This is a genomic window from Micromonospora sp. AMSO12t, assembly GCF_008806585.1.
In the GTDB taxonomy this organism is placed as follows: domain Bacteria; phylum Actinomycetota; class Actinomycetes; order Mycobacteriales; family Micromonosporaceae; genus Micromonospora; species Micromonospora reichwaldensis.
This window is the reverse complement of the sequence record NZ_WAAS01000008.1, coordinates 22781-34429: the sequence shown is the minus strand read 5'-3', so window position 1 is coordinate 34429 and position 11649 is coordinate 22781. Positions and strand designations below refer to the sequence as shown.

General features: G+C 71.2%; 11 protein-coding genes. All 11 read left to right on the top strand.

Features of this window, described 5'->3' with window-relative positions:
* Genes F6X68_RS02405 through F6X68_RS02355 form a run of 11 tightly spaced genes read left to right on the top strand, consistent with a single transcriptional unit; the run spans window position 1 to window position 11107 of the window.
* Window positions 1–267 (top strand): acyl carrier protein, encoded by a 267-nt coding sequence (locus tag F6X68_RS02405; RefSeq protein ID WP_089000851.1) that lies wholly within the window; start codon window positions 1–3, stop codon window positions 265–267.
* 3 nt (window positions 268–270) lie between these two features.
* Window positions 271–1470, top strand: a complete 1200-nt coding sequence (locus F6X68_RS02400; RefSeq protein ID WP_151452692.1) for a class I adenylate-forming enzyme family protein — start codon at window positions 271–273, stop codon at window positions 1468–1470.
* Entirely contained in the window at window positions 1463–2191 is a 729-nt protein-coding gene (locus tag F6X68_RS02395) for an SDR family NAD(P)-dependent oxidoreductase (protein WP_192581243.1), read from the top strand. The genes F6X68_RS02400 and F6X68_RS02395 overlap by 8 nt, the downstream gene beginning before the upstream one ends.
* On the top strand, window positions 2188–4566 hold the full coding sequence (locus F6X68_RS02390; protein ID WP_151452690.1) for a peptidase domain-containing ABC transporter: 2379 nt from the start codon (window positions 2188–2190) through the stop codon (window positions 4564–4566). The genes F6X68_RS02395 and F6X68_RS02390 overlap by 4 nt, the downstream gene beginning before the upstream one ends.
* Window positions 4563–5474 carry a transglutaminase domain-containing protein gene (locus tag F6X68_RS02385; RefSeq protein ID WP_151452689.1) on the top strand — a complete coding sequence of 304 codons (912 nt, stop codon included), beginning with the start codon at window positions 4563–4565 and terminating at the stop codon, window positions 5472–5474. Before F6X68_RS02390 ends, F6X68_RS02385 begins: the two co-directional genes overlap by 4 nt.
* 1 nt (window position 5475) lies before the next feature.
* Window positions 5476–5718: a phosphopantetheine-binding protein gene (locus F6X68_RS02380; protein WP_101409372.1), complete on the top strand. Its 243-nt coding sequence runs from the start codon at window positions 5476–5478 to the stop codon at window positions 5716–5718.
* Entirely contained in the window at window positions 5715–6626 is a 912-nt protein-coding gene (locus tag F6X68_RS02375; RefSeq protein WP_151452688.1) for a diiron oxygenase, read from the top strand. Before F6X68_RS02380 ends, F6X68_RS02375 begins: the two co-directional genes overlap by 4 nt.
* On the top strand, window positions 6623–8125 hold the full coding sequence (locus F6X68_RS02370; protein WP_225851926.1) for an AMP-binding protein: 1503 nt from the start codon (window positions 6623–6625) through the stop codon (window positions 8123–8125). Before F6X68_RS02375 ends, F6X68_RS02370 begins: the two co-directional genes overlap by 4 nt.
* Complete coding sequence (locus F6X68_RS02365; RefSeq protein WP_151452687.1) at window positions 8118–9026, top strand: thiamine pyrophosphate-dependent dehydrogenase E1 component subunit alpha; 909 nt, start codon at window positions 8118–8120, stop codon at window positions 9024–9026. Before F6X68_RS02370 ends, F6X68_RS02365 begins: the two co-directional genes overlap by 8 nt.
* Window positions 9019–10041 carry an alpha-ketoacid dehydrogenase subunit beta gene (locus tag F6X68_RS02360; protein WP_151452686.1) on the top strand — a complete coding sequence of 341 codons (1023 nt, stop codon included), beginning with the start codon at window positions 9019–9021 and terminating at the stop codon, window positions 10039–10041. Before F6X68_RS02365 ends, F6X68_RS02360 begins: the two co-directional genes overlap by 8 nt.
* On the top strand, window positions 10034–11107 hold the full coding sequence (locus F6X68_RS02355; protein WP_151452685.1) for a 2-oxo acid dehydrogenase subunit E2: 1074 nt from the start codon (window positions 10034–10036) through the stop codon (window positions 11105–11107). The genes F6X68_RS02360 and F6X68_RS02355 overlap by 8 nt, the downstream gene beginning before the upstream one ends.
* Window positions 11108–11649 lie beyond the last annotated feature (542 nt).

The following is an 11649-nucleotide window of genomic DNA, read 5'->3' as shown; positions in this document are numbered from 1 at the left end:
GTGGAGAGTGTCCACGTCGACACGGTGATCGACGAGGAAACCCTTGACGCGGTGGCGAAGCGGGTGCTCACCGTGCCGCCGGTCGGCGACGCGCCGCGCTACACCGGTGCGATGCAGTTGGCCGAGCTGGAGATCGACAGCCTCGTCGTCGCGGAACTCATCGTCGAGTTCGAGCAGGAGCTGGGTGTACTGCTGGACGTCGTCGCCGTCGACCGGATGGAGACGCTCGCGGACCTCTGCCGGGCGCTGCAACCGGCAGCAGGCTGAGCCATGCCCCTGACTATCCATGCCGATCCGCTGGCGCAGCGGATCGTCCGGCTGCGAGAGGCGGTCGCGGCGACCGGCCTGCGCCACCTCGCGGTCGAGGTGGCCTCCGGGCCGGATCTCGTGGTCGCACTGCGTGCGCTCCGCCCGCTCGACGCGTCCGTGGTCGTGGTGGGTCCGACCGTCCCCGCGTCGGCGCTGGCGGAGCTGCGCCCGCAGGCCGTGCTGAACGTCGCGAGCGGGCGGATCCAGCCCACCGATGAGGGCAGCCGGCCCTCCGGCGCAGGGCAGGGCGGGCTGTGGATCTTCTCGTCGGGCACCACGGGTACCCCGACCCCGACCTACTGGCCCTGGCCGGAGCTGACCCGCGGCGCCGACTGGGACACCGCGCACCGTGACGAGAGGTGGGGGATCGGCTACGCACCCTTCACCTACGCCGGGGTGGAGGCCGTGAGCCAGGCGTTGGGCCGGGCTGCCAGCATCGACTTCCTCACCCCGACCGACCTGGCCGTCGGGACGGGCGCACGCTACGACGTCGTCGCCGGCACCCCGTCGTTCTGGCGGATGGCGGCGCTGCACCGGGGGACCGACGAGGCCCGACCGCAGGTGCACACCGTCTCGATGGGCGGCGAGCCGGTGGACGCCCAGCTGCTACGGCTGATCGAGTCGGCGTTCGCGCCGCAACGCGTCCTGCAGTTCTACGCCAGCACCGAGCTGGGCCGGATCGCCACCGTCTCCGACGGGCTGCCGGGCCTGCCGCTCTCCGTCCTCGACGGGTACGGGCCGACCGGGAAGGCGCTGACGGTGCGTGACGGCGAGCTGCTCCTGTCCCCGGCGCCCGGCGCACCGTACCTGCCGACGGGGGACGAGGCGGCGATCCACGGTGGGCGCCTGCACATCCTCGGGCGACGCGGCGAGGTCATCAACGTGGGTGGGGTGAAGGTCGTGCCCGGCCACGTGGCCCGGCTGCTGCGGGAACTCCCGGACGTCGTCGCGGTCCGCGTCTACCCGGTGCGCAGCAGCGTGCTCGGCGCCGTCGTCGGCGCCGACGTCGTCACGCCGCCGGGCGCCGACCGTGACCTGGTCGTGCAGCGGGTCAAGGCCCATGCCCGCCGCGTACTGGCCCCGGCGGAACAACCGCGTCGCGTCACCGTCGTCGACCAGCTTCCGACGGCACCGTCCGGAAAGGCGGCCCGCGGTGAGTGAGGCACTCGGGACGGTGTTCGTCACCGGCGGTACCCGGGGTATCGGGCTGGCTGTCACCCGGCAGCTGCTGACCGTCGGTTACCGGGTGGTCGCCGTGGCACGGACCGCTCCCAGCGAGTTCGCGGCCCTGCGGGAGTCCGTCGGTGACCCGCTGACGTTCCTCGCCGCCGACCTCACCAGCGGCGACGATCGGCTCGCGGTGGCCAACCGGCTCCGGGAGTGCGCCGATCTCCACGGTCTCGTCAACAACGCGGGGGTGGCGAGCGCGGCTCTGCACGTGGCCGCCGCACGGTCGGACATGACCCGGATGTGGCAGCTCAACGTCGAGGTCCCGATGTCCCTGTCCCAGGCGGCGGTCAAGGCGATGTACCGCCGTGGCGGACGCATCGTCAACATCACCTCGATCGCGGCCCATCGGACCTTCCGTGGGCTCGGCGCGTACACCGCGACCAAGTGCGCTCTGGAAGGGTTCTCGAGGGTGCTCGCCGCCGAGGTCGGCAGCCGGGGCATCACGGTCAACTGCGTCGCACCGGGCTTCATCGACACCGCCATGACCGCATCGATCGAGGACGGCCTCCGCGCCGCGATCAATCGACGGAACATGCTCAACCGGGCCGCCACCGTCGCCGACGTGGCGCGGTCGGTCGAGTTCCTGCTCTCACCCGCCGCGGAGGCCATCACCGCGCAGGTGCTCCGGGTCGACTCGGGCAGCGGCGGATGAGCACGCTGGACAAGACCGGGCAGGCGGAACAGGCCCCCCGGCCGCCGGAGGCGACGAGCCTACCGACGGAGTTCACCGACCGACGGCAGCGCTTCCGGCGCGAGGCGTTGCGTCACCACGGCGTCAACCGGGATGCCGGCGACGCGGTGGAGCTCGGCTGGCGGGCGCTACCCGGCCTGGCCGCGTTGCGCGGCCTGCGGTGGCGCAACGTGCGGGCCGCGCTGCGGGTCTCACGCACCCGGGTTCCGGTCGTGCTCCAGTCGCAGATGAGCGAGTGTGGGGCCGCCGCGCTGGCGATGGTCCTCGCCTACTTCGGTCAACCGGTCCCCCTCGACGAGTTGCGCACCGAGACCAACACGGGCCGGGACGGGGTCGCGGCCCGCGCGATGCTCGCTGCCGCGCGGCGGCGCGGCCTGGTCGCGCGCGGGGTCCGGGTCTCCATCGAAGGGCTGCGCAACCTCCCCCCGGCGACCATCCTCTTCTGGAACTTCATCCACTTCGTCGTGTTGGAGCGGGTGACCGACACCCACCTGTACATCGTCGATCCGGCCTTCGGCCGGCGTAAGGTCAGCCTGGCCGAGGCCGGCAAGGCGTTCACCGGTGTGGCGCTGGAGTTCCATCCACCGGTCGGCGCCACGACGTCGCGGCGAGGGGCCGACGCCCGGAACCTCGGCGCGAGCCGCCTGCCGTACCTGTCGAAGTTCTTCCCGCGTACGGCCGCCTGGGTTCCCCTCGCGCTGACCTCGGTCGCGCTGACCCTGTGCGGCCTGGCGGTGCCGGCCGCCTCCACCTACGTCGTGCACCGGGCGGGCCAGCCCGGCGAACCGGTCAGCGCCTGGCTGCTGTTCGGGGCGGCGGTCGTGCTGTTCGCGATGTACTTCTGGATGCAGACCGTCCGTCGGCTGGCCCTGCTGTCCGTGCAGACCCTCGCCGACAAGTCGGTGACCCTCGGAGCGGTCCACCACCTCGTCGCCCTGCCGTTCGACTACTTCGCCCAGCGCCACACCGGCGACCTCTCCATGCGGGTCCGCACCAGCAACGCGGTCCGTCAGATCCTGACGGGATCCGCGCTGTCGGCCGTGCTCGACGGGGTGCTGGTGCTCGTGTACGGCGGGCTCATCGTCGTCGCGGACCGGCGTCTCGGCGCGCTGGTGCTCACCCTCGCCGTCGCCCAGCTCGCTCTGCTCGCGTTCAGCTGGCGCAAGCAGGAATACCTGACCGCGGCGTTGTTGGAGGCGCAGGCGAAGAGCCACACCGAGCTGTTCCAGTTGCTGGACAGCGTGCCGACGCTGAAGGCCTCCGGGCTGGAGGGCGCCGCGGCGGAGACCTGGAGCCACACGTTCGTCGCCGAGGTGAACGCCAGGACCCGCAGCCGGCGGTTCCTCGGCGTGTGCGAGGCCGTCAGCACCGCGATCCAGTTCCTCGCTCCGCTCGCCGTGCTCGCCGCCGGTCTGGTCCTGCTCGGTCGCGGCGAGATCTCCCTGTCCCGGGTGGTGGGCTTCTCCGCCCTGGCCATGGGAATGTTCGTACCGCTGGCGAGTCTGGTGCAGACCGGGCTGGAGGTCGCCGGCCTGAGGGCCACGTTGACCCGGCTCGCCGACATCCTGGACGCGCGACCGGAAGCCGGCCCGGACGCGGTGGTGCCGTCCCGCGTCACCGGCGCCATCACGCTCGACGACGTGCGGTTCGCCTATCCGGGCGCGCGGACGCCGGCGCTCGTGGACGTCAACGCACAGATCGAGCCCGGGCAGTTCACTCTCATCCTCGGTGAGTCCGGCTCCGGCAAGTCGACGCTCGCCATGCTGTTGGCGGGGCTCTACCTGCCCAGCGCCGGCACGGTGTCCCTCGACGGCACGCCGACGGATCAGCTGGACCGGCCGGCCGCGCGGCGGTCGATGGCGTACGTCCGGCAGGACGCCCGGCTGTTCGGCGGGACCATCCGGGAGAACATCGCGCTCGGCCGGCCGGAGTGCTCCCTGGAGGACGTCATCGCCGCTGCCCGGCTGGCCGAGGTCCACGACGACATCGACGCGATGCCGATGCGGTACGAGACGCTGCTCGGCAGTTCCGGGGCGGGCCTGTCCGGTGGGCAGATCCAACGCATCTCCCTGGCGCGGGCCCTGCTGCGGAACTCCGAGCTGCTGATCCTCGACGAGGCGACCAGCGCCCTCGACCGGCTCACGGAGGACCGCATCATGGCCAACCTGCGCCGGACCGGGCGCTCGCTGGTGGTCGTCGCCCACCGCCTCTCCCATCCCGAGGCCGCCGACCAGATCCTCGTCATGAGCGACGGCAGGCTCGTCCAGCGTGGCCGCCACGAGGACCTGATGGCCGAGGACGGTCTGTACCGGCGCCTCGTGGGAGGTGCCTCGTGACAGCCGAGCGTTGGCTCGACCGGCAGGCGCTCGACGCCCTGCTGCCGCTGATCCTGCAGGTGCCGCACTCGCATCGGCGCTTCGAGATGGACGCCGCCACGGCCGCCGCCGAGTACCAGATCGACGGGCCGGGCCTCGACGTCCTCGTCGCCGCCGGTCTGCCCTCGGCGGCCGGCGCGGACGGCCTCCTGTTCGACGCCACCGACCTGCGCAACGTCTCGGTGCACCTGGACCCGCGCTCGCGCGGGCGCAAGGTCCTCTCCTGGTGGATCCGCGAGCTGGGGCGCCCCACCGCCCACGCCCGCTACCGGATGGACTACGTGGCGCAGTGCCCGGAGCCCGGGCACGACGAGCCGTGCCGGTGGCGCCTCGCGGTGCCGGACGACGCCTGGCACGGGACGACGTCGGAACAGGACCGGGGCGGCGTGCTGCACTCGGTGACGTTCGACCGGCCGCGGACCTGGCCGGAACTGCCGACCGCGGTGCTCGACCTGCTGGCGGAGACCCGGCACATCCGGTTCCTCTGGCTGCCGGAGACGTTGCGCGCCGACAGCGCCTTCGTCCGTGACACCGGGATCGGCGACTGCGTCGGCGTGGCCCACCTGCTGGTCGAGGAGGCCCGCAGGCGGGGACTGACCGCCCGGTTCTCCTTCGGCAGGTCGCTGACCCCACCGATCTCCGCATCGCACTCGTGGGCGGAGTTCCAGGTCGACGGGGTCTGGGTCCCGGTCGACCCGGTGCTCCTGGACGCCCTGGGGCAGTGGGGCATGGCCGGGCCAGAGTGGCAGCGCGACCGCTCGCTCGGTGCCATTCTCGGCCGCGTCGGACCCAGCTGGCGCGACCTGGTGACGCATGCCGGTCAGCCGGTTTTCGCGAGATTCCCAACCTACCGCGACACGGGAGGGTGACATGGTGGATTGGCCACCCGCCTTTGAACCACTCATTCGGGAGCGCAGTCGGCTGCTCAGTGCCGACTCGCCCCTGGAGCCTGACCAGAGCCTGACCGAGCTCGGTGTCGACTCGCTGGAAGTGGTCGAGTTGATCGTCAACCTGGAGACCGAGTTCGACATCGAGATCCCACCCGAGCTGTTGCAGCCGGAGGTCTTCGCGACTCCGGGCACCATCTGGAACGCGGTCAGGAGCCTGATGTGACCGGCCCCGTCGAGGAGAGACACGCGGACATGCACCAGTCGTGGGAGCGGCTCACCACGGTCGCCGCCAGGTTGAGTGACCAGGCGCGAGACCAGCGCTACCACGTCTTCGACATCTTCGACTGGCCGGCGGAACTGCCGACGGACCAGTTCTGGATGAGCCCGGAGTTGACGACGTGCTACGGCACCGCGGTGTGGGACCGCCTGTCGGATGCCGAACGGGTGCGCCTGACCCAGGCCGAGGCGGTGAACTTCTTCAGTCTCAACGTCCACCTCATCCGCGAGCTGATCGGCGAGGTGGCCGGGCGGATCTACGACACGCGGTACCCGGGCCTGTCGGAGTTCTTCCACGACTTCATCCACGAAGAGAACGAACACATGTGGTTCTTCGCCCAGTTCTGCCAGCGGTACGGGGGGAAGGTCTACAAGACCAAGCGCGTCGCCGGCACCGCGATCGAGGGTGGCCCCGCCATCCGTGACCTCGTCATCTTCGGTCGCATCCTCATCGCGGAGGAGCTGTGCGACTACTACAACGCGAAGATGGCGACCGACGGCCGGCTGCCGCACATCGCGCAGCAGATCAACGCCGTCCACCACCAGGACGAGTCGCGACACATCGCCTTCGGTCGGCAGATGATGCGGGCGCTGTACGAGGAGGCGAAGCAGAGCGCGACGCCGGAGGAGATGGCGGGAGCCGGGACGTACCTGTCCCGCTACGTCAGCTCGTGCCTGCGGGCGTTCTACCACCCCGAGGTGTACGCGGACGCCGCCCTTCCCGAGGCCAGGCGGATCCGCGCCGAGGTGCTCGGCGACCAGCACCGTCAGGAGTTCCATCGGACCGTGATGCACAAGACCACCCGCTTCTTCGACCGGTTGGGGCTCTTCACGGAAGACACGGTGGCCTGGTGACCGGTCAGCTGCCACGACGTCTGCTGCACGAGTGGTTCATCGCCGGCCTGGCGACGGCGCCGGACCGGGTCGCGCTGCGGATCGGTCGCCAGGAGTGGACGTACACGGAGCTGGACCAGGTGGCCCGGCGCTGGGCCGGCGGGCTGGTCGCGTGCGGGGCGCGGAGCGTCGGCATCCTCGCGGTGCGCAGCATCGAGTCGTACGCCGGGCTCCTCGCCACGCTCTACGCCGGCGCGACGGCGGTGCCGCTCAGCCCGGGCTTCCCCGCCGCGCGTACCTGCCGGATGGCGGCGCAGGCCGGCGTCGACACGCTGATCGTCGACCGGTCGGGGGCGGCGGCGCTCGCGCACCTCACGGCGGCCCTGCCCGGCCTCACCGTGGCGGCGCAGGCCGCGACGCCGCTGGACGCCCTGCCCCGGGCCGGCTACGACGACGTGGCGTACGTGCTGTTCACCTCTGGCTCCACCGGCCGGCCCAAGGGCGCGGCGATCACGCACGCCAACATGGACAGCTTCCTGCGGTACAACCTCGACCGTTACGACCTCGGCCCGGGCGACGTGTGCTCGCAGACCTTCGACCAGACCTTCGACCTGGCGATGTTCGACCTCTTCGTGGCCTGGGGCGCGGGTGCCACCGTGGTGTCCACACCGCCGCAGGTGTTCACCGCGCTGCCGGAGTTCCTGGCCGCCGAGCGGGTGACGTTCTGGTTCTCCGTGCCCAGCGCCATCGCTCTGGTGCGGCGCCGGGGCGGGCTGACTCCCGGCTCGATGCCGACGCTGCGGTGGAGCCTCTTCTGCGGTGAGGCGCTGCGCATGACGGATGCCGAGGACTGGCAGCGGGCGGCGGCCGGATCGGTGGTGGAGAACCTGTACGGCCCGACCGAGCTGACCATCGCCTGCTCCGCGCACCGGTTGTCCGAGGACTCCGCCGACCTCGCCGTGCACGGCGTCGTCCCCATCGGCGCGCCGTACCCGCATCTCGGATACCGCATCGTCGAGGACGGCGTCGATGGCACCGAGGGCGAGCTGTGCGTGACCGGGCAGCAGATGTTCCCCGGGTATCTCGATCCGGCCGACGACGAGGGCCGCTTCCACGACGGCGACTCGGTGCGCTGGTACCGCACCGGCGACCGGGTCCGGGAGTGCGCCGGCGGTGAACTCGTCTATCTCGGTCGGGTCGACCGGCAGGTGAAGGTCCGCGGCTACCGGGTCGAGCTGGACGAGCTGGAGTGGCACGTCGGGCAGTTGCCGGGGGTGGAACGGGCCGTCGCGGTGGCGTTCGAGGCGTCCGGGCGGACGGAGCTGGCGGTGTTCTACGTCGGCACCCCGGGCGTGGACATCCGTCGCCCGATGTCCTCGATCCTGCCGGGATACATGGTTCCGCTGCTGTGCCGCGACATCGACGCGTTCCCGCACACGGCGAACGGCAAGATCGACCGTGGGGTGCTCGCCGCACGGGCCCGGGACCTCGTGGCCGGCGGACAGGTCACCCATGCGTGAGAGCCGGCTGCGCCCGCTGGCCGACTCCACCCTCGGGGCGATGCTGTCCATCCGACGCTTCGAGTACGCGGTCCTCGACCTGCTCGGCCGGGGACTGATCCCGGGCACCAGCCACACCTGCCTCGGCCAGGAGTACGTCCCGGTCGTGGTCGAGTCCCTGCTGCGCCCCGATGACGAGGTGTTCAGCAACCACCGGGGACACGGCCACTTCCTGGCGCGGTACGACGATCCGGCGGGGCTGCTCGCCGAGCTCGCCGGCCGTGAGGGCGCGTTGTGCGGCGGGATGGGCGGTTCGCAGCACATCCGCCGCCCGGGCTTCATGTCCACCGGCATCCAGGGGCAACTGGTGCCGGTCGCGGTGGGCACCGCCTTCGACATGCGGCGCACCGGAACGAACTCGATCTCCGTGGTGTACGTCGGGGACGGCACCTGGGGCGAGGGGGTGGTGTACGAGGCGCTCAACCTCGCCGCGCTCTGGCGGGTGCCGATGGTCGTCGTCGTCGAACACAACGGGATCGCCCAGTCCACCCCGACCTCGGCACAGATGGCCGGTAGCGTCGCCGACCGCTGTGCCGCCTTCGGCATTCGCCACGTCGAGATGACCGGCATCGACGTCGACGCCATCCGGGCCAGCCTGGCGCCGCTCGTCGCCGCCGTACGTCACGACGGGTCTCCGTTGGTGGTCGAGTTCGACACGGTGCGGCTCGGCCCGCACAGCAAGGGCGACGACACCCGCACGCCGGCGGAGCTCGAGGCCCTCGCCGGGCGTGACTGGTACCCGCACTACCGTGCGGCATTCCCGGAGCAGGTCGACCGCCTGGACGCGGCGGCGACCGGGAAGATCCGCGACGTGGTCGAGTCGGTACTCGCCCGACCGCTGATCGGCGCCGGTCATGGCTGAGCCGGGGGCCGAGCGGGTCGGGGAGGGCCTCAACCGTGCCCTGGCGACCCTGCTCGCGGAGAGGCCGGATCTCCATCTGATCGGCGAGGACATGGCCGACCCGTACGGCGGCGCCTTCGGCGTCACCCGCGGGCTGTCCACCGGGTATCCCGAACGTGTCCTCAGCACTCCGATCAGCGAGCAGGCGATCGTGGGCTTCGCGGTCGGCCTGGCCCTGCGGGGCCGGGAGGCGGTGGTCGAGGTGATGTTCTCCGATTTCGCCACCCTGTGCTTCGACCAGATCGTCAACCTGGCCAGCAAGGCCGTCACGATGTACGGCGCACCGGTGCGGATGCCGCTGGTGATCCGGTGCCCGACGGGGGGCAACCGCGGATACGGGCCCACCCACAGCCAGAGCCTGCAGAAGCACTTCGTGGGCGTTCCCAACCTCACCGTGCACGAGCTGAGCCCGGTGCACGACGCGCACGCCGCACTGGCCCGGATCCTCGACTCGGGGGCTCCCGCGATGTACTTCGAGGACAAGGTGCTCTACGGCCGTCGACGGTTCGGCGCGGCGGCCGGAGACGAGCTGTTCCACTGCGAGCGGATCGGTGGCGCCTGCGACTTCGCCGTGCTGGGCGTGCGCGGGGTCGACCGGGCCGACGTCGTGGTCATCGCACCGGGCGGCCTCACCGACAGGGTGCTCGGCGGGATGCGGGGTGCCTACCTGAGTGACGAGATCGCGGTGCGTGCGGTGGTGCCGTCGCGGCTCTACCCGTTCGACCCCGCGCCGCTGGCTGCTCTGGTCGCCGGGGCCGGACGGGTGGTGGTCGTCGAGGACGCGACGGCCGGCGGCACGTGGGGGGCCGAGGTGGCCCACACCATCCACCAGCAGATGTGGGACCTGCTGTCCCAGCCCGTCCGGCTGCTCCACGCGCCGTCGAGCACCATCCCCGCCGCACCCCACCTCGAGCGTGCGGTACTGCTCCAGGCGGACGACATCCGCGCCGTGGTGACGGCGGTCGCCGGTGGGTGACATCCGGCTGCCGCGGCTCAACGCGACCGACGAGGAGTACACGCTGATCGAGTGGCTGGTCGGCGACGGGGCGCCGGTCGAGGCGGGCACCGCGGTAGCTCTGGTGGAGACGTCCAAGGCGGCGCACGAACTCGTCGCGGACGACGCCGGTATCCTGTGGCAGCGGACGTCCGCACCGTCGACCTGCCGCCCCGGGGAGGTGGTGGCGACCGTCGGCGGGGACGACCGTCCGCCGCCGGTGCGGCAGGCTCCCGATCCGGATTCGATCACCATCACCGAGCCGGCCCGGCGGCTGATGGCCGAACACGGTGTGGCGGAGGCGGCCGTACGGTCGATCGGCAAGCCGGTCATCGCGCGGTCGGACATCGAACAGCTGGTCGTCGGGCAGGCGCCGCCGGCCACGGCCGAGCGGGTGACCGTGTCCGCGGCCCAACGACGGGTCGCCCGTACGGTGTCCACCTCGCACCGCGAGATCCCCGCCGCGTACACGGTCGTCAAGGTGGTCGCCGATCGACTGAAACAACGCCTGCGTGCCGAGGCGGCGACCATCGGCTTCGTCGGCATCCCGGAGCTGGTGGTCGAGGCGATCGCGGCGCGGCGGGCGGAGTTCCCGCTGTGCTTCGCGCGAGCGGAGGGCGATCAGGCGGCGACGGTTCGGCCGGGAGCGCACGTCGGTGTCACCATCGACGTCGGGAGGGGCCTCTACCTGCCGGTCGTCGCCGACGCCGACACCCGGCCGCTGCGGGACGTCGCCGCCGACCTGTTGCGGTTCCGTCGCGCCGCCGTGCGCGGGGAATTCGCCGAGGCTGATCTGGCCGGGTCGAACATCGCGCTCACGATACATACGGACGCGGACGTCGTGCATGCGCAGCCGCTCATCTTCCCGGAACACACATGCGCGGTCTCGCTCGCCTCGATGCAGCGCGAGTTGGTGCTTCAGAATGATGGTTCGGTCACCACCAGTGACTATTTCCATCTGGGTTTGGCATACGACCATCGTTTTGTCAACGGTCGGTCGGCGGTGGCGTTCCTGCGCGCGGTCAAGGCCGATCTGGAGGCGGGTTGATAGCCCTCTTGACAGTTGTCAGTTGAACGCGACCAACGCGACATCGCCCGTGGACATGACGGAGGTATCCTATGGCCCCCAGCCCGCTATGGAAGGGCTGTCGATCCGTGTGGAACCTGTGGACTTGAGTCCGCCGCCACGGCTTGCGGATCGAACCCGTCGGGTGGACAAGGACCGATGATGCGGAAAGGGGTGAACCAACATGACCGAGGTGACTTTCGAGGCTGTCGACATCCGTGAGATGGCCGACGAGGAGCTGGACGATGTGGTGGGCGCGGCCCGCTGCATGTGATTCGTCCGACCATCTGGTCGGGTGCAGTGACCGATGATGCGGGGAGGGGGTGAATCAACATGATCGAGGTGACTTTCGAGGCTGTCGACATCCGTGAGATGGCCGACGACGAGCTGGACGATGTCGTCGGCGGCCCGATGGCCTGCCAGTAAGGCGGCAGGAGGCGCTTGGGCACCTCGCTCAGGCGCCTCCGTCCGCCTTGCCGGTGACGTGGGCGGCGGATGCCGTGTCGCGCCTGCCGGCATTGGCG